The organism is Eubacterium callanderi (assembly GCF_900142645.1).
Classification (GTDB): Bacteria; Bacillota; Clostridia; order Eubacteriales; family Eubacteriaceae; genus Eubacterium; species Eubacterium callanderi.
Genome location: NZ_FRBP01000008.1, coordinates 1 through 19,269 on the forward strand (window position 1 = coordinate 1; position 19,269 = coordinate 19,269).

A 19,269-nucleotide genomic window follows, 5' to 3' on the forward strand; every position below is an offset into this window, starting at 1 on the left:
CTGATAAAGTAAAATTGAAAGAGGTAGTAGATGCTATTCCAACGACAGGGCAGAACCAGCCAGTGAATGTAAAGGTAACTTATGCTGATGGAACCAATGATACAGTTATTGTAACGGTCAACTATGGCTTGGCAGCAGATGCATATAACCCATCAGGGCAAGCAATCACAGCCGACAAAGGAAGTCAGCCAAATGCAGAAGACGGAATCAAGAACAAAGACGATCTTCCAGAGGGAACAAGGTATGAGTGGAAGACCCCAGTGGATACGGATACAGCGGGAGAAACCACAGGAACGATCGTAGTGACATATCCAGATGGAAGCAAGGAAGAAGTAAATGTTAAAGTTATTGTAAAACAGTCAGAAGTTGCAGGTGATAATAACAAAAATATTGGCAATAAAGATACTATTAGTAAGGACGAAAATAAAAGTGTTAATTTTGGTCCAAACACAGGATACACGGGAAATGGTAGCTTACAAGTTGCTGGGTTACTTAGCTCCATTGGTGCATTATTAGGATTAAGTTTTGCAAGAAAGCGAAAGAAAGAAAATAAACACTGAATATTCTCATTTGTATTACGCAGAAGTTAGAAAAATAATTATATAAATAAGATTTTTGCATACTTGCATCTGAAATAGTAAATATAAAACAGCTTCGAAATCTTGGATAACTACAAAGATAGAATATCAAGATTTTTAAAGCTGTTTTTATTTTATATCTTTTTATAGATTTTTGTATTTAGCTATAATTTAATGAAAATTTGTGTAACACTATATAATTATTTTATTTTGAAGGTAAGAATATTATAAAAAGTCCCAAATTCCTTTTCTTATATAGCTTTTGAGAGATTCAGTCACGTGAGCGTAGAATTTAATAAAGGAAAAAAATAACATATAATGAACACGTACATATAGAGTGCAAATAAACATTCTTAGTCAAAAGGGGGATTTATTATGACTCAAAAATATGGTTACATACGTGTTTCATCTAAAGATCAGAATCTTTGGCGGCAAATTGATGCAATGACAGCGCAGGGGATTTGTGAAGAAAATATCTTTACAGATAAAATTACAGGTGGGACATTTGTACGGCCTGGATATGAAGCACTACTAAAAATAATTAAAAAAGAAGATATTCTATTTATTCATGGAATCGACCGATTGGGCAGAAATTATGACGAAATTATAGAAAATTGGCATGTAATTAATCGAAAAATTGAAGCTGATATTGTCGTTTTAGATATGCCATTACTGGATACCAGAGTAAATAAAAATGGTTTGACGGGGAAATTTCTGTCCGATATTGTATTACAGATTTTATCATATTTTGCACAATTAGAAAAAGAAAAAATTAATCAACGACAGAGAGAAGGAATTGCAGCAGCAAAAAAAAGAGGCGTTAAATTCGGAAGACCTAAAAAGAAAATTGACATGAAATATTTCCAGCAGATCACTTCTGACTGGAGGAGTAAGAAGATCACATGCGAAGAAGCCACAGAAATGCTGGATATAAGCCGTGCCCACTTTTATAAAATAGTGAAAATGTATAACCTGTAAGAAAAAATAGGCGTCTAAAAAATTATAATTTTTTAGACGCCTATTTTTTTTGTTTTATAACAAACCCTTTTGATTTTGTTTACTACTTTTTTGTATTTATTATTTTCTTTATGACCATATTATAACAATTGTTATAAAAATTGTCAAGGGTTTTATTTCTAAAAATGTATACGTTTAAAGATAAGCGCTCTATATGTATGACTGCTAAATGAGGTGACATGATGACGATTGGTGAAATTATTAGAACTGCCAGAGAAGAAAAAAACCTAAATCAGAGCCAGCTGGCGGCAAAAGCCGGCATTTCACAGGCAACGGTGAACTACCTGGAAACAGGTAAACGTAATCCTGGATTTACAACAATTGTGAAAATCGCAAAAGTTTTAGATCTGAATTTAGAAGACTTAACAGAATCAATGAATTAATTGCGTGGCAAGTTAAGTCAATGGCAGACGCTTTGTAGATTTTTCTAGCTATAAAGAATGGGAGTTCAAATCTCCCTCTTGCCAAAACACATATAAATTGGTCTTATGAAATTTAATAAGAAAGTTTTTGAGAAACGCTCCTGCATGTGGCGTTGGTTCGAGCCAACTGCACAGCATTAGATTTGCTTTATTTTATCGATGAATCTAGATGGTGAAAAATCTTTCGGATGAAGGACGGGGAAAAGATTTATGTGGAAAACATTGTAACCACAACAGCGCAATAGGGATATATAGCCTGGCTAAAGGAATGGGTTCTGAATTTAGCCAGAGAGTTGCCAATGGACACTCTTGAAGCTCAAGCAATATGTTGAAGTAAATAATCATGGTAAATCCTTCAATAAGTCATTATTGAGCAAATAAGCGAAGACACATAACGGAGTAGAACTTGGTGTCCATATAGAAAGGGCAGCACATCAATGGCGTGACGTAGAGCAAAGCTTGGCGGTGAAGCAAGGTGTGTGGGTAAATCTCCAGGGCGGTGGAATGAGCCGCGTTCAAAAACTAACCATGTTATATTCCTGGCGTATTGTTTTGTTATCGAGTTTGTGATCTCATAGCAGTAATCAAATATAAAGCAGCAATACTTACGTCATTTTTATTTTTTATGGTGATTCTTTGGAAGAAAATAATTGAACCGGTTCGATACCGGAAATCACCACCAATAACACTCGGGAGGGAGTGTATTTTTTTTACAAAGGAGAAGATTAGAATGAAAACAAAAGTAATTGCGGTGGCAAACGAAAAGGGCGGTGTCGGGAAGACAACGACAGCCATAAACCTTACCTATGAGTTACAGCAAAGAGGAAGAAAGGTTCTTTTAATCGACAATGATCCGCAATCAAATATGACGCGGCATTGTGGTACGAACCCACACAGTAAGGATCATATCACGTTGACAAATTTGATCGAAAACATGATTAACTATGTTACTGGTGTTGATAATGGTGTGTCTTATGAAGATATACTGCCGCCTGCAGAAGAAGTGGTTATTTTCAAAAATGGCTTTGAATATATAGCGGCGAATGTGGTTTTGGAAGTAGCTGAGCGGGCCCTTTACGTTACGCCCAATACAGAGCAAATTCTTGATGAAATAGTAAAACAATATGGCAAAGGTTATGATTATGTCATTATTGATTGTAGACCGACACTTTCTAAGTTAACTTTAAATGCATTTGTAGCAGCAGACTCTGTCATTATACCAATCGAGTCTGAGCCATATGCGGTTGATGGCCTCAACACGCTATTAAAGAACATAGAGATTATAAAAAGGGGTTTCGGCCATGGTGGTCTTAACCCAAAATTAGAAATTGAAGGAATACTTTTTACAATGTATAAAGGGCGATTGCGCTTGACTCAGGATTTAGAAAAACAGGTAAAAAACAGATTTGGGGAAGATTTAAATGTATTTAAAACAATGATCCCAACATCTGTTAAAGCACCTGAATCTGTACTTGCAAAGGCGGCTGTGCGAGCTTATGACAAGAAAAACCCGGTAGGGCTTGCTTATCAACAATTAGCCGAAGAAATTGATTCAAACTACTAGGAGGTGTTTGTATGGATGAAAAATTTAATTTTGATATGTCAGAATTTTTGGGAGCAACAAAACCCGATAATACATATATAGCAGGTTATAATAAAGATAAAACAACCAGAGACGAGATTGACATATCTTTATTGGTTCCTTCACCCTTTCATCCAATACCATTATATGGTGAGGAGAAAGAGAAGGAGATGGTTGAAAGCATTAAAGCTTTTGGTGTGCTTCAGCCAATTCTCATCAGAGAGTCAAAAATTCAAATTGGTAAATATGAGATTTTAAATGGCAGAAATAGAGTACATTGTTCAGAGCTTGCTGGAAAGACAACGATCCCGTACATTCTGGAAGAATACTCAGATGCTGATGCGCAGTACGTCACTTTGGATGCCATCATTCAACAGAGGGGCTTTAACGACTTGAAGTTTTCTGAACGAGCTGAGATTGTTCATTTACTGGTTGAAGAAGTAAAGAAAGAAAACCTCAGTGAAAAAATACAGCAAAGCTTATCATCGGATGATGAAGAAGAATCGGGAGTGTTTCATGGTATCTCAGAACGGACACGACGTCGATACTTACAGTTATACAAATGCTGCGAGGAAATAAAAGGCGAAGTAGATGATAAAAAAATGGCCATGAAGGTAGCTTTAAATTTATCGGTACTCTCTCTGGAAGATCAGAAATTTGTCATGCAAATGAGCCGGGAATATAAAAAGCCAATTGATGAAAAAATCTCTAAAATACTTAAAGATAAAATGGAAAAAAGAGAGCTGAATGAAGAGATGATTCGAGAAGTTTTCGAAGGCAAGAAACGAAACAACCGAAATGCTTCATTTAGTGTAAAACTGCCAAAAGAAATCAAGAATGAGTATTTTAGTGAGAAAAAGCCTAAAGAAATTCAAGAAATTATTGAAAAAGCATTAAAAATATATTTTGCAAATATGAATGAGTATGATGATGAAATGGATGAAATAACATCGGGCTGACAAGCCCTTTTTTGTTTTCCGGAAAAGCGGTCACGTGACCGAAAGTCTTGAAACCCGCTTGTAGTCTGGTCTAGAGCCATGTTGAAAAAATCCTTATGGAGGGACAAATGGATGTAAATTACGAAATTGCTGAAGAAGTAGCAGCATTGGAACTGGATGATGAAAATGAAGAAAAATTTTTAACAGAAGAACAGACCCAAGAACTGTACGAGATGATCTTCAGCGACGAGCATGGTCTTTTTGATGGTGTTGATTCAGTGCTTGAGGAGCTGTTAAAAGATTTCCTTGCAGAAATTGCAAGGGAACAAGGGCACGAAGAAATTAAAGACCAGTGGGAAAAAATCAAAGCTGAAAAAAATGAAAAAGTCTTGCTTGAGCTTCAGGCAGCGCAAAAGAAAATAGATGCGCTAGAACAACAGTTAAGTGAGAGAAATATCGAGATCGAAAATCTGCAAAATGAGATGGTAAAAAACAGTCAGATCATTGCAGTTAGCCAGACCCGAAACTTAGGAGATGAACGCCGTAAATTGTCGGAACAATATAATCAAGAAATTTCAAAAATACAGCAACAGTATGAGACAGAAATTCATGAAATGAACTCTAAAATAAAAGAAAAGGAAAACGAACTTTTTAAAATAAAAGAAAAACAAATTAATTTAGAGAAAGAGAACGAAATAAGAGATGCGTTTATGTATGCCGACAAAACAGAAATTGAAGCTGGAATTCGTGAGGCTTTAGTGGGCGAAAAAGAAGTCAGCCTAGAAGCTTATGCGAAAAGACTCAATGAACAAAGTGAAAGTATTAAAATGGTAGCACAGACAATTCACGATTTGGTGGATCGTGCCTGTTGCAGTGAAGAAAGAATTAAGCAGGAGGTTATTAAAGCAGCCCAAATGTTTTTTGAAATAAAATTATACCCGAAATTAAAAAGCGAACTGATCGAAGAGTTGAATGGACAAAAGGGATCAATTGATAAAAATACGGTAACCGAAAAGTTATCTGTACAAAAATAAAGTTGTAAAATCTTGTTAGGAGAAATAAGAAAATGAAAATCGCCGAAGTATTGAAAAAATACAACGAGAAATTAGAAGAATTGTATCGTGAAGAGAGGGCAATACTTGAGCCTCTTTTTAAAAAAGAATAAAAAAAGGATTAAAGCATGAAAACAGGTTATGTCATTGAATATAGTGTAAAAAAGGGATTTTTTGAAGAACTTGGAGATCAAAAAAAAGCGTTTTGTTCACAGGCAACTTTAGTGTACCTACTCAGCTCCAGACCGTCATATACAGTTTGGTCAGCCCGCTTGACTACAGATGAAGATTAACAATCCCAACGAAAAAATAGAATTTTTAGAAATAAAATAATTGAGAAGATTAAGATGAAAGAAGGAACTTTTGTATATAGTCCACGATCAGAACGGATGGACATTCGCTTCGGAATGGAGGAATATTACGGAGGTTTGCATTGCGGAGAATTTAATTTCTTAGTGTGGTTGATCGCAACCGCCATTTTGCTTTATCTAGTGCGAGATATGTTATAAATAGAATATATATTACATGCTTAAGTTAAAAAATTGAAAATGAAGGACAGTAAAATGGAAAACAATATAGATATGGCTATCAATAAAGAAGCTCACATTTACAAAGTAAAAAGAAAAGTAGGTAGTGGGTGGATTATGGGATTTCCTTTGATCATAGATAATGAATGGTACATTCGTAGTGAAAATGATTTTAGGAATTACAAGATTGATGTTAAAACGCTTTGCCGCTGCACAGTAAAGCGTAATGTCAAAAATGAATTGATTTTCGAGCATGATTATATAGAAAGTATGGGTACCAGCCTAGTTATGGAAATATGTTATGGTGAATACCAGGCGTACTGTCCGGTAGATGATATATGGCTACCAACAATTGGCTTTTACGCGAAAGCTGAGAATTATAAAGATATGCCAATAGGCGATCTGCCAGAGTATGCGCTTAGATTGTACAATAGATTCGATAAAAAAGGAGAAGAAAATGAAAATTCAGAACAATTTTAGAAGCATTGAAAACCGAGCATGGGTTTATTTTATCGGCAAAGCCTACCAACCCTCGTAAGAGGGATGGGCAAGATACGCGATTGTCGGACATTTTGGTTTCACCAAAACGTCCAACAATCGCAATCTTGTTTTTCCGTTTGTTCCAAACAGAAAAAATTGAAAGGGGCAAGCCCCTTAGACCCCAAAACCCCAAAAATCTAACAATATCCTAAGGAGAAAAAAATGACAAAAGTCAAAGAAAGTTATGAGGAAGAATTAACCACTGTGTTATCTGCCATGCTTGGTTGCGAAGCGGATGATGTAATGGATCTTTTCAAATCAAAAGACTGTGATCTTATAGAATTGGCAGCACAGGCTGTATCAGAAAATGCATCAGCCTCAAGGGATTATGAAGTGAGCCTTGAGAATCTTAAAAAAGAAATTAATGATCAGGAAGAATGGAGAGAAACATTTGAATCGGAGGGATACATCGGCTCTAACGAGATAGATGAAGATGGGCGGTAAAATGTAGAATACACTGCCGGTCACGTGACCGGAAGTCGTGCATCCCGCTATTTGAGTAGGTTTGAGCCGGTTTAAAAAAATGCTTAATGTTTAAATGATTATGGAGGTATCATTATGAAATACAAGAATATGGCCCAGAAAGAAGCTCAACTGAATGAAAAGGAAGCCTACCTTAAACAGTGGGAAGCAGAACTTAATAAAAGAGAAGAAGGGCTTAATTATCGACACAATGAAATACAAAAAACGGCTGATTTTTTAAGTGTAAGGATCGAAAAATTTAATGAACAGTTAGGAAAAGCACAAAAATCTTATATGGCAAAACGACAGCAGTTATCCGCATGGGAATGTAAATTAAAAATAATAGAAAGGAATATTGGCATTCCGGACTATGAAACAAATAACGTTCATGGATATATACCCACAGAACGATAAATGCTCAAAAATAAGAAAAGTATCCAGCAATGCTTTTTTTCTTGATGAAAATAAAAACATATCCTATGCGTCTAAATGCAATGATTGCAGGTTTGACTGTAAACAGAGTTATCGTGCTAAGATAATCTGTTGCCCTAAATATAGAAGTAAAAATAAAATCTAAAAAAATAGCCTTTTCTTGCACTAAATTTTATCACTCAGTTGAGTGATTTTTTTATTGTCTAAATACAGGAGGAAGATCAATGCGGTATCAAGAGAAAGTTCAAATAGCAAACACAATGTCAATTTTTGAATATTGTCAGTTAATTGGCTTTGAGCTCAAGAAAGTCGGCAGTGATTATAAGCATCCAGACCCGCAAGGGGATTGGAATGGTCTTAATGTTACTTTGGACGGTTGGGGTTGGAAAAACTTCTCGCCGGACAGTGTTGCATTTGACCGTGGCGGCCCGATTCTCTTTGTCCGTTGGCTGCATGAAGTTCAAACTGGTGAAGCCTATGATCAAGTAGAAGCTATCAATGAAATGGTAAAACTCAAAGGTTATGACTTGTCCGAAGAAATTTCAAAAAAGGATTATCAAGCATTGATCCGCCAAAATATAGGCAATACGAAAAAGAGATGGGAAAACAAGGAAAGCAGAATAAATCAAAAGAAAGAATTTAAACTGCCTCCCAAAAGCAATACCTACAATCGGCTTTTTGCTTATTTAACAAAGAAAAGAATGCTGGATAAAGCTTTTGTTCAAAAGCTCGTAGATCACCATGTTCTTTATGAAAGTGGTGATTTTCACAATTGTGTGTTTCTTTACAAAAATTTCAATCAGGAAATCGTTGGTGCATTCTTGCGAGGAACCTATGACCGTGGTGGAAAGAAATTCCAGAAATGTATTGGGGATGATGAAAAATATGGTTTTGAAATAAAAGGAATAAACGACCGGATGCGAATCTTTGAATCGCCTATTGATCTTCTCAGCAGAATGACCATATTTAAAACATTTGCACCACATCGACTTAAAACAGCGCTAGAAGATACATGGTTTAGTATGAACGGATTAAAGCATGAGAAAGTTTTTCATTATCTGGAAAATCATCCGGAAATCAATGTTGTTGTATTGTCCGTTGATAATGATCCACCAGATAAATTTGGAAAAAGAAGAGGGCCTGATTTTTGTATTAAATTCAAGGAACTGATCGAAGAAAAATATCCTGGAAGATATGAACTAAAAATAGATACTCCAAAATACACAAAGGATTGGAATGAAGATTTAGTTTATATGAAAACCCAAAGCTTATCAATACATACACAAAATATAGAATGTGCGGCTGAGAGATAATAACCGGTCACGTGACCGAAAGTCTTGAAAGCCCCATAAATAAAGACATAGAAGCATATTAAAAAAATGGCTAAGGTCTATTTAAGCATAGAAAGGGGGGATGAAAATTGTAAAAATAGCGTAAGAGGGATGTTTCAAAAAGAGCATATTTATGTTGACTATGTAACAAAATGAGCGTAAAATATAACTATGATTTTACGCGAGAATTCAAAAATTAACGATTTAAATTCAAGAAAGAAGGAAATAAAAAATGAAGAACAATAATGAAGTATCAAGCGTAATCAAATCAGCAAAGAAAGTAGCTATCGGAGCAGGCGTTGTTAGTGGCGTGGCAGCATTCTCAGTATTGTCAGGTGGGCAAGTATTAGCAGAAGAATTACCCGCAGATCAGGCAAACCTGGAAATGGTCGTAACCGAAGAGGCACAGCAGGAAGTTAATAACGTATCAAACGAAGAGCTGGCAGCAGCTAATGAGGTCATTGCCAACAGCGTTGAAGACACTAACGTTGAAGCAGAGACGTCCGATTTGGCAGACACACAAACAGAAGCGTCCGCCAATGATGAAGACTATTCTTGTTCAGAAGAACCAGAATATGAAAAAGACACCTCTTATGCGGAAGATGCCGGATACGGGGAAGAGGATTCATACACTGAGGACACTGGTTTTGAAGATGAATTGATTGAGGACAGCAATGCTTCAGCAGACGAAGAAATCGTAGATGATACGATGGAAACACCGGATACAGACATCAATACCGATCAGTCCATTGAGAATGATCTCGCAAACGATCTGGTGCAGCCACCAGTAGATGCGTCCACCGATAAAACAATTCAGGATGAAAACAGCACAGATAAAGACACAAGTGATCTGGACGCAGACAAAACCGATGGTGAACAAATTCAGGATGAAAAAACAGATGCCGAAGTAAAGGAGGATGATAAAACTCCAACGGTAACTGAGGACAATAAAGTTAAAGACGAGATCAAAAATAAAGAGGAAAAGGAACAAGGAAATATGATAGTAGATTCAAATGTACAGAACACAACTGTACAGGACGCCCAAGTTCAGGCAGCCCAGAATACGCAGCAGTTCATAGAAGCCGCAATGCAGACGGCCCAGAACTATGGCCAGAGTTTAACCCAGAAAGATATTGTGGATCTGTATAACAAGTACGTGTCCCCATATCATGACGCATCGAAGGAAGGCGACCTGTTTGCAATGATTGAAGAAACCTATAATGCAGACGGCACCTTGTCGCAGCAGAGCCAGGAAGCCGCATTAGGACTCATTAACTTTTTCCGTGCGCTTTGTGGACTCGGTGAAGTGACGATTTCTCAAGACGATAATAAATATGCCCAGGCCGGTTCCGACTATCTGGCAGACACAAACTTTGAAAGCGGTAACCCACATAACGCGGCTGATGGCAGTGGAAACGAGGACGCGATCAAAGGGCTGCACTCGTCCAATATTTCCATGGGCAGCCATGGTTACAGCATTTACGATCTATTACTCATGCAGTTTGGTGATGATGATGATCAAAATGGGACTTCCCTCGGTCACCGCAGATGGTTACTCGACCCCGATTTGAAGACTGTGGGCTTTGGAGCAGCCAAAGGAAATAGCTGGAAGTATTTTGTGCTGACCTACACGGCAGCCGACAATCCAGACCGGGAAAATGTCGCATTCCCTAATAACGGTTTCTTCCCCATTGAAGCGTTGATCAGCAGTTCAACCATGTACGGTGCCCCTTTCAACGTATCTCTGGGAACAGACTATAAAGTCACCAGCCCAAGCGGTATGAAAGTGACCATCACAAAAGATGATGGCACGACCACTGAATTTAATTATGTCAGCTCAAGCTCCAATCCGGATTTTAATGATAACTGGTGGACAGTCAACACGGGTGGTTATGGCAGCGGCTCCGCCATTATCATCAACCCATCCTACAGCTGGTTAGGCGATTATCAAGCCCTTGCCGGTCATTCGTTCACTGTCACCATTACTGGACTAACCGATAAAGATGGCAACCCGGCTACCATCACCTATACCATCAACTTCTTCTCATTGCAGCAGGCCATTAAAGACCAGGCAGCGGATCGGGAAGCCGCGCAGAAGGTGACGGATCAGATTAACGGGATTAAACCAACAGATGAGCTTACCTATAAAGATTATGATCCTGTAAAAACAATTGAATCGGCCTACAATGGTTTGACCGCATCTCAGAAGGATTATGTTTCTCAGAACAGCGTCCAGAAGCTCACTGAAGCTGTTCAGAAAGTCACAGAACTGAAAGCGAATCATGAAGCCGATCAGAAAGCAGCAGACGCAGTAAAAGCCGCCATCAACCAGATACCAGCAGACGTTACACTGGACGCCGAAGACAGTGCCATCTCAGCTCGAGAAAAATACGATCAGCTGACACAGGATCAGAAAAATCTGGTCGATAACTACCAGAAGCTGACCGATGCGGAATCAACCATCGAAGCACTGAAGAAAGAACAGGCAGAAAATCAGGCAGCGGCACAGAAGGTAACCGACCTGATCAATGCTCTGCCGGATACCATTACCTTGGAAAACAAAGCAGCGGTTGAAGAAGCAAGAGCCGCCTATGATGCACTAAACGATAAGGCAGAAGCCATGGTCAGCAGCCAGACCGTAAGTAAGCTGACCTCAGCAGAGTCAAAAATTGCTCAGCTCGAAAAAGAAGCCAATGACCTGAAAGAAGCGTCCAAAGTGATCAATCAGATCAATACCCTGCCAGGCGTTAATGACATTGAGCTTGAGGATGAAGCTGAAATCGTAGCTGCCAGAGCCGCTTATGCCGGTTTAACGGATGATCAGAAAGCCATTGTTGAAAAAGAAGGCGCAGTGAAGACCCTTGCCAATGCGGAAAAGAAACTGGCCGAAGTCAAGCTTCAGCATATGCAGGACGAAGAAGCGGTTAAAACGGTCACCGAGGCGATCAATGCATTACCGGGTACGGACGCGTTAGAGCTGAGCGATGAAGCAGCTGTCAACGACGCGGCGAATCTCTACAATGCCATGACCGACACTCAGAAGGATATGATGGATCTGGCCGTTGTTCAGAAATTGGAAGATGCAAAAACCCAGATGGCCAAACTCATTGAACAACACAAGATTGATGTTGAAGCCGCAAAAACGGTCACTGATCAGATCAACAGCTTACCTTCAATTGTAGATCGTGATGCGGAAACAGCGGTGACAGAAGCCAGCGAAGCCTATAACGGATTAACCGATACCCAGAAAGCATTAGTCGATCCAGCTGCCGTTAACAAACTGGAAGCTGCGGTTAAGGTTATTGACAATATTCATACCGCAGACGCGGTTACCGATCAGATTGAAGCGTTACCCTCGGTCGATGATTTAACCTTAGAAAACCGAGAGGCTGTGAAAGCTGCTGTTAATGCCTATAATGCCCTGACCGACGAACAGAAACAGTACATGGATGCCAATGCCAAAGCTGCTCTTGACAGCCTGGTACATCAGATTGACGTGCTTGACGTTGAAAATGTGACGAATATCATCAATAGCCTCAAGGATCTTGATGATCTGACACTGGAAGACAAAGAAGCCGTACAGCGCGCATCCGACGCCTACGACGCACTTTCTCCTGAAGCCAAAGCAATGATGGACAAAGAAGTCTATGATAAACTGGATCAGGCCGAAGATAAAATCACCGATCTGGAAGACGAACAAGCAGCCGATCAGGTTGAAACAGTGGTCGGCGCGCTGAAAAATCCGGGTGAACTCACACTGGATGATAAAGGCGCAGTCTATGCAGCTAGAGACATGTATAATGCACTCTCCGAAAATGCGAAATCTAAAGTTGATCCTGCCGTGGTGCAGAAGTTAGCCGAACTGGTGAAACAGATGGATCAATTAGTTGCTGATAATGAAGCCGCACAAAATCCAGGACAAGATGGAAATGGCGGAGCCGGTAATGTGAATGATGGCAGCAACGGTGGAGCTGGTGGTTCGACAACCGGCACTGGCACCGTCGTTGATCAGAACGGTACGGATAATGGTACAAACGGTCCGAATACCGGGATCAGCCAGACAAGCAGCACTGGATTAATCGCCAGCATTCTCGCATTGTTCGGAATTGGCGGTGCTGGTTTATTCGCCAGAAGAAAACGTAAAGCCAGCAAATAAAAAGCAGAAATGGACAAAAAACTTAAAAAAGGCGCATTGCGCCTTTTTTCATTTTTTGCGTTGAAGTGATTTGATATTTCAAAATATAATAAATCTAGGTACCTGAAACAGAATTTTTAATATAAACAATCCGTTTCAAGAGTGGCTTCTTATTATAAAGGTTTGATCTATGCTAAGTTAATGTTGGAAGGTGATTTTAAGTTGGACTAAAGATTACTAAAAAAATCCCTACCAATTACAACCTTTTTTACGCCAGCAGATAAAAGGGTTTTGGCTCGCTTAAAAGAAATGCCTCCATCAGTCCAGATTGCCTGTTGAGGGAAATCTTGACTAGCTTTTTTAATTTTATCGACCATAGTGTCAATAAAACACTGGTTTTTTCCATCAGGTTCGCTAGTCATTAACAAAATCGAATGACAACGTTGGATAAGATATGCATAATTGTTAAGAGCAGTAAAAGGCAAAAAGGCCAACCCAGCGGTTATATTATTTTCCTCAAAAAGAGAAAGAACTTCTGCAATATGTTGGGTGGATTCAGCATGAAAAAAGACACTACATGGGCTGAGCTTTTTCAGAAGTGGAAGGTAGGCCACTGGTTCCGTGACCATCAAATGAACATTAAAATGAAGAGGACTCACATTGCGAAGGGACAATAATGTTCTCTCTCCAAAAGTGATATTATGGATAAAATTACCATCTTCAATATCAAGATGAAGTTCAGAATACCCTTTTTGTTCCACTAATTCTGCTTCAGTGCCAAGACAGAGTTGATTGGCCGAAGCCAGCGATGGTATGATGTAGTTTTGCATAAAAACCTCCTTGATAATTTATTGATTACAGCATATCAGATCTCTTTTTATTTTTCAGGGGTCAATTTTTCAGGAAAAAGTTTAAAAAAATGAATATTGTGTAAATACGTCTCGGGCATTATGATTAAAGTGCAAAGGCGCTACCGGAAAAAAGGAGGTGGAACAATGAAAGTGAATCAAAGACTGCTTGAGCTGGTTTATTTTTTTGAAAGTCATCCTCAGACAACAATGAGAGAGATCCAACATCAGCTGAGTCTGTCAGAAAATGCGGTGCGTTATGAAATGGATAATCTAAATTACTACCTGTCTGTACTAAAATATCCTGAAATAATTAAGACAAATAATGGTGTTTACCATTCTACAATTGAGGATTTTGAAGGACTTGGTAAAAAATTGCGGGCGATCTATAAATCTGATCCCCAGGAACGTTTAAACTATTTAATGTTTAAACTTGTCCTTACTGGAAAGATCAATATCCGAAAAGAATCTGATTTTCTTGAAGTTTCTAGAAATACAATAAAGTCTGATCTTCGAAAAATCCGACCAATTTTGGAAAAAGAAGGAATTCTCATCGATACTGGCCGTCTGATTTCTGGGGATGAAAAAATCATACGAAGGTTCATCTCACGCAAATATAAAAGTTCTTATATGGTTCTTTTTTCAGGAATAGGAAAAAAAGAATTGATTAATCCGGCAGACCATTTGGTGATTGAAGATTTTTCTTTGTTGGATATTGAAAAATTGCTTATGCATATCAATGATCTTGCATCTAATTATCTTTTTACGGGCTTTTTCGAAGATTTTTTGTTACAAATTCTAGTGAATGTGCATCGAATAAAATATGGATACAGCCTCAAAGCTGTCTCAAGACAAAAAGAGCAACAACGGATTTCAAAAGAAGAACAACGGCATGTTGAAAAAATCATAGAGCTCTTTGCTGCTCAAATGAACGTTGATATCAATGATGAAGAAAAGCATCAGATGACGACGATGCTTGTTCAGTATAGTGATAAATTTTACAATAGTGCGTATCAGAAAAACCTACTGGCTATTAAGATATTTGTATCGAAGTTGGTCACTGCGGTTGGACAAGATCTCGAGATTAATCTGTCGGAGGATACCATATTATTGGAAGGGCTCTATCAGCATGTTAAGGGAACGATTTATCGTTCAAAAGGTGTTTTTGAAATAGATCGTCAAACTTATATTCAGGCAACTGAAGCTTATCAGGATTTGATTGAAAGTTTAAATGCACATGTTGGAAAATTATCTCAACCACTGAAGGTTAGTTATGATGATGCGGATATCGCCCTTTTTGCAATTCATTTTTTAGGAGCCATCAGACGACATGATGAAGAAAACAGAAAAAACATTGTTGTACTTTTGGTCTGTCCTTCAGGTTATGGGACATCCGTTCTTTTGAAAAATTTTATGGAAAAAAACTACAATGTAACGATTGTCGCAACTGCATCAATCTATCAGATTTCTGAATATTTAACCAATGATATTGCCGTGGTTATAAGTACAATTAAACTACCTTTTGAAGTAAAGAAAGGTATTGATACTCCAGTTTTGACAATCTCTCCTTTTCTGACCTTTGAAGACGATAAAAACCTAAAAGAATTTGGAATTATTCAAAGAAAAAATCCTCAAAAAATTCCGATGGAAAAATTAGTAGAGGTCTTGGAAAAGTATGTTAAAGTTTCGGATTTAAATTGTCTGACTCGTGAGTTAAAACAAAATTTTCCTGGGATCATTGAAGAAGAAAAGTTGGAAAAGAGTTTGTTTGATCATTTGACCGAAAATGATATTACCATTATAGATCATATTGAAGACTGGAGTAAAGCGCTTCATCTATGTAGTCAGGTATTAATTGGAAAAAATGTTATCAACACAGCTTATTGTGAAGAAATTGAAAATTCAATTCATCTATATGGTGCACACTTTATCTTGCGTAATTCCATGGCAATTCCTCATGCTGGTGAGAAAGCTGGTGTGTTGGGCTCTGGAATGCACGTATTGTATATTAAGGACGGTGTGATTTTTCCTGATAATCTTAAAGTACGGATGATATTTTTCATTGCATCGAAAGAAAAAGAGCTCTTAATTAATACAGTAATGCGAATTAATGCTTTTTCAAATGACTTGAATTTTTATGATGTTTTTGATCAAAAGATTAAAGAGGGACGTTGTTTAGCAGCGTATCTAAAAAACTGGAGAAAGGGGGAGAGGGATGATTAACGAAGAGTTTGTATATTGTAATGTTGATTTTTCGACATCTGAGGAAATGTTAACCACAGTTTCAAAAGATCTGTTTATAGCTGGGTTTGTTACAGATATGTATGGAAAAAAAATAATAGAACGTGAAAAAAAGTACCCCACAGGATTGAAACTGGATGGCTTAAATATTGCGATATGTCACACGGATCCAGAATATGTACTCAAAAATACCTTATTCTTTGTCAGACCAAAGCACGCAATTAAATTTAAAAATGCTGAAACACTCGAAGATATTGATGTGGATCTGGTCATTGGACTAGTATTTTCAAGTGGTGAAGAGCATCTGAAAATCTTGTCGTTTTTGGCTGGACTTTTATCAGATTCACTGTGTATTCATAAAATCAAGGAAAGCAATACACCAAAACAGTTGGTAATGACGATGAAAGAAATTTTTAGAGAATGTGAGTAGAATAATGAAAAAATTAAAAACAATCATTCGAGAATTGACTGATCTGCAAGGCAATGTCGGTTATGAAGACGCGGTAATTCATTCTGTGGCTGATCACTTGGAAAAGTTTGGAAAGGTAACAATTGATCATCTCGGTAACCTGATCTGTCATCTGACACCAGAAAATGTAGGAAAAAAGAAGGTAATGTTATTTGGGCATACGGATGAAGTAGGTATGATGGTTAAAGCCATTTCAGACGATGGTTTTGTTTACTGTGAAAAACTTGGTTCATTAAATCCGACATGTCTTGCTGGGCAGAGGGTTCAGTTGGATGGAGAGTTTGGAAAAGTTAATGGAATTATTGGAGTAAAATCGCACCATTTGTTGACGGAAACAGATAGAAAGGGACAAAAGACAGTTCAGGAACAATATATAGATATTGGAGCAGTAAGCAAAGAAGATGTACTTGAAGCTGGGGTTCAAGTTGGAACGCCGGTAAGTTTTAAACCGGAATTTATGGAACTCCAAAACAATTGTATTGCGAATAAATCGATGGATGATCGGGCAGCTGTTGGAATATTGATTTACCTTGCTGAATGTTTAGATGTCAAAGCATGTAAAGCAGATATTTATTTGGTCTTCAGCGTTCAAGAAGAATTCAACACTCGAGGAATTATGCCTGCTGTACGGACAATTGACCCTGATATCGTTTTGGGAATTGATGTAACACCAGCGACAGATACGCCAGATCTTAAAGGAATGTCGGAAATAGCTTTGGGAAAAGGACCAGCAATAACATACATGAATCACCACAGCCGTGGTACTTTGGCAGGGATTGTTCCTAATAAGCGTTTTCTTTCACATTTAGAGGAAATAGCAAAGGATGCAGGAATTTCGTTAAATCGTGAAGTTGCTTGCGGAATACTGACCGAGACGGCCTACATCGCGATTGAGAATAGTCGGGTAGTGGTGGCGAATCTTTCTCTACCTACCCGATATACACATAGTCCAGTGGAAGTAATTAACCTTGAAGATGCTTTAGGAATAGTGACTATTTTAGAAAGATTTTTAATGGGTGTAGATGAAAAGACCCGTTTTGGAAAAGATGTTGATTTTGAAAGGAGAGTAAAATCATGAAAAAAGTAATTGTCGCCTGTGGAACAGGTATGGCTACGTCTTCGATCATTTCAGAGAAAGTTCGGGAGATTCTCGACAAAAATGATATTCAATATACATTAAGTCAAGTGCAACTGAGTGAACTTGAGATGTACAAAGGAGCGGATCTTTTTATCACATCGATGAAGTTGCAGGAGGATTACGGGCTGCCGGTTGTGGTTGGTACCCCGTTTCTCATTGGAATTGGCGAGGATGAAGCGGCTCAAAAGATTTTGGATATTTTGAAAAATTAAACTGTCAGGGGGGAGAGAGTATGGAAGCAGTTTTTGATTATATTTTATCATTAGGATCGACCGTTTTTGTTCCTATTGTTCTGTTTGTGATCGGATTATTCTTTGGTTTGGGATTTTTTCGATCATTGAAATCGGGCATTACCGTAGGTGTAGGTTTTATTGGATTTAATCTAGCCGTTGGTCTAATTTCAAGTATTTTGTCACCAGCGGTAAATTTAATAGTTGAACGTTTTGGGTTCAATTTGACTGTAATTGATCTTGGCTCAGCTGCAGGCGCAGGCGTTGCTTTTTCGACAATGGTTGGTGCATTAATCATCCCTTGTGTTTTTCTGTTAAATGTTATCTTACTGGCAATTGGCGCTACAAAGACGATGAATATTGATATTTTTAACTATTCTCATTATGCTTTTACTGGTGCCGTAGTTAATCTGATAACTGGAAATGTGATTGTAGGGATGGGTGCTGCACTAATTCAAGCGACTTGGTCGTTGCTTTCGGCTGACTATACAGCGAAGCGTGTTCAAAATGAGATTGGTGTAGAAGGTATATCGATCCCTCAAGGTTATGCTGCAAGTAGTGTACCACTATTTGTGATTTTAGATAAACTTTATTCAAGGATTCCATTTATTAATAATTCAGAACTTGATATCAAAAAACTCCAAAATAAAGTGGGCTTTATAGGAGATCCAGTAATCATTGGGGCAATCCTTGGTATTATTCTGAGCCTACTGGCAGGGTATGGATTTAAAGACAGCGCGAACCTTGTTATGGGCGTCTGTGCGATTATGGTTCTATTCCCGAGAATGATTAAAATTATAGTTGAGGGATTAATGCCTCTTTCTGAAGCAGCCAAAGGATTCTTTGCTAAACATTTTTCTGGTAGGGAAGTGTACATTGGCTTGGATTCAGCTGTGACGCTTGGTCATCCAACAACAATGATTATAGGAACCCTTATTATTCCTATTACACTGGTCATTGCAACGATTCTTCCAGGCAATAAGGTTCTTCCACTGGCAGATTTGGCTTTTGCAGCGTTTTATATCTGTATGGCCACCATTATCCATAAGGGAAATATTTTGAAAACATTGATAAGCGGTATTATCAATATGATCGGTATCTTATATATTGCTACCTGGGTATCTCCTTACTTTACGACATTGGCAGTTCAAGGTGGTGTCTCTGAAGGCGGACAAGAGGTTAGTTCGCTGTGGGCAGGTAATGTTTTTGATTTTATTATCGCGAATTTAGGATTTTTAGGATACGCCGGTTTAGGAATATTGGTTATTATTACCATCGGATTGATGGTTTTTGTAAAAAAATATGCAATGAAAGAATAATATATAAT

General features: G+C 38.0%; 19 protein-coding genes and 1 pseudogene. 19 read left to right on the forward strand and 1 reads right to left on the reverse strand.

Features of this window, described 5'->3' with window-relative positions:
* The 14 genes and pseudogenes from BUC22_RS21530 to BUC22_RS11775 all read left to right on the forward strand — a co-directional run.
* A partial coding sequence (locus BUC22_RS21530; RefSeq protein ID WP_143163939.1) for a Rib/alpha-like domain-containing protein occupies positions 1 to 560 on the forward strand: 560 nt, incomplete at its 5' end.
* Positions 561 to 953: 393 nt separating this feature from the next.
* The gene (locus BUC22_RS11725) at positions 954 to 1,556 is read left to right on the forward strand and encodes a recombinase family protein (protein WP_013380163.1); all 603 of its coding nucleotides are present in this window, start codon (positions 954 to 956) and stop codon (positions 1,554 to 1,556) included.
* 218 nt (positions 1,557 to 1,774) lie between these two features.
* A complete protein-coding gene (locus tag BUC22_RS11730; RefSeq protein WP_013380164.1) occupies positions 1,775 to 1,978 on the forward strand; it encodes a helix-turn-helix domain-containing protein in 204 nt (67 codons plus the stop codon).
* A 5-nt stretch (positions 1,979 to 1,983) separates the two neighbouring features.
* Positions 1,984 to 2,063: pseudogene (locus tag BUC22_RS21865) on the forward strand.
* Positions 2,064 to 2,747: 684 nt separating this feature from the next.
* Positions 2,748 to 3,581: a ParA family protein gene (locus tag BUC22_RS11735; RefSeq protein WP_013380165.1), complete on the forward strand. Its 834-nt coding sequence runs from the start codon at positions 2,748 to 2,750 to the stop codon at positions 3,579 to 3,581.
* A gap of 11 nt (positions 3,582 to 3,592) precedes the next feature.
* On the forward strand, positions 3,593 to 4,558 hold the full coding sequence (locus tag BUC22_RS11740; RefSeq protein WP_013380166.1) for a ParB/RepB/Spo0J family partition protein: 966 nt from the start codon (positions 3,593 to 3,595) through the stop codon (positions 4,556 to 4,558).
* A 107-nt stretch (positions 4,559 to 4,665) separates the two neighbouring features.
* A complete protein-coding gene (locus BUC22_RS11745) occupies positions 4,666 to 5,571 on the forward strand; it encodes a hypothetical protein (RefSeq protein WP_013380167.1) in 906 nt (301 codons plus the stop codon).
* A gap of 146 nt (positions 5,572 to 5,717) precedes the next feature.
* Positions 5,718 to 5,882, forward strand: a complete 165-nt coding sequence (locus tag BUC22_RS21870; protein WP_013380169.1) for a hypothetical protein — start codon at positions 5,718 to 5,720, stop codon at positions 5,880 to 5,882.
* A gap of 54 nt (positions 5,883 to 5,936) precedes the next feature.
* Complete coding sequence (locus BUC22_RS21875; protein WP_013380170.1) at positions 5,937 to 6,098, forward strand: DUF5348 domain-containing protein; 162 nt, start codon at positions 5,937 to 5,939, stop codon at positions 6,096 to 6,098.
* Positions 6,099 to 6,152: 54 nt separating this feature from the next.
* The gene (locus BUC22_RS11750; protein ID WP_013380171.1) at positions 6,153 to 6,596 is read left to right on the forward strand and encodes a hypothetical protein; all 444 of its coding nucleotides are present in this window, start codon (positions 6,153 to 6,155) and stop codon (positions 6,594 to 6,596) included.
* Positions 6,597 to 6,818: 222 nt separating this feature from the next.
* Positions 6,819 to 7,100 (forward strand): hypothetical protein, encoded by a 282-nt coding sequence (locus BUC22_RS11755; protein ID WP_013380172.1) that lies wholly within the window; start codon positions 6,819 to 6,821, stop codon positions 7,098 to 7,100.
* A gap of 114 nt (positions 7,101 to 7,214) precedes the next feature.
* Entirely contained in the window at positions 7,215 to 7,532 is a 318-nt protein-coding gene (locus tag BUC22_RS11760; protein ID WP_013380173.1) for a hypothetical protein, read from the forward strand.
* 242 nt (positions 7,533 to 7,774) lie between these two features.
* Positions 7,775 to 8,863 (forward strand): DUF3991 and TOPRIM domain-containing protein, encoded by a 1,089-nt coding sequence (locus BUC22_RS11770; RefSeq protein ID WP_073382995.1) that lies wholly within the window; start codon positions 7,775 to 7,777, stop codon positions 8,861 to 8,863.
* A gap of 250 nt (positions 8,864 to 9,113) precedes the next feature.
* A complete protein-coding gene (locus BUC22_RS11775) occupies positions 9,114 to 13,037 on the forward strand; it encodes a CAP domain-containing protein (protein WP_073382997.1) in 3,924 nt (1,307 codons plus the stop codon).
* A gap of 206 nt (positions 13,038 to 13,243) precedes the next feature.
* On the opposite strand, the gene BUC22_RS11780 is transcribed toward BUC22_RS11775, so the two are convergent.
* Complete coding sequence (locus BUC22_RS11780) at positions 13,244 to 13,846, reverse strand: beta/alpha barrel domain-containing protein (RefSeq protein ID WP_013380178.1); 603 nt, start codon at positions 13,844 to 13,846, stop codon at positions 13,244 to 13,246.
* Between the two features lie 165 nt (positions 13,847 to 14,011).
* Here BUC22_RS11780 and BUC22_RS11785 point away from each other — a divergent pair, with 165 nt between their 5' ends.
* Genes BUC22_RS11785 through BUC22_RS11805 form a run of 5 tightly spaced genes read left to right on the forward strand, consistent with a single transcriptional unit; the run spans position 14,012 to position 19,261 of the window.
* A complete protein-coding gene (locus BUC22_RS11785) occupies positions 14,012 to 16,087 on the forward strand; it encodes a BglG family transcription antiterminator (RefSeq protein ID WP_013380180.1) in 2,076 nt (691 codons plus the stop codon).
* Positions 16,080 to 16,535, forward strand: a complete 456-nt coding sequence (locus tag BUC22_RS11790) for a PTS sugar transporter subunit IIA (RefSeq protein WP_013380181.1) — start codon at positions 16,080 to 16,082, stop codon at positions 16,533 to 16,535. The genes BUC22_RS11785 and BUC22_RS11790 overlap by 8 nt, the downstream gene beginning before the upstream one ends.
* 4 nt (positions 16,536 to 16,539) lie before the next feature.
* Positions 16,540 to 17,652, forward strand: coding sequence for a M42 family metallopeptidase (locus tag BUC22_RS11795; RefSeq protein WP_013380182.1), 1,113 nt, complete (start codon positions 16,540 to 16,542; stop codon positions 17,650 to 17,652).
* A complete protein-coding gene (locus tag BUC22_RS11800; protein WP_013380183.1) occupies positions 17,649 to 17,924 on the forward strand; it encodes a PTS sugar transporter subunit IIB in 276 nt (91 codons plus the stop codon). The genes BUC22_RS11795 and BUC22_RS11800 overlap by 4 nt, the downstream gene beginning before the upstream one ends.
* A 20-nt stretch (positions 17,925 to 17,944) precedes the next feature.
* Positions 17,945 to 19,261, forward strand: coding sequence for a PTS galactitol transporter subunit IIC (locus BUC22_RS11805; protein WP_013380184.1), 1,317 nt, complete (start codon positions 17,945 to 17,947; stop codon positions 19,259 to 19,261).
* The last annotated feature ends 8 nt before the right edge of the window (positions 19,262 to 19,269 follow it).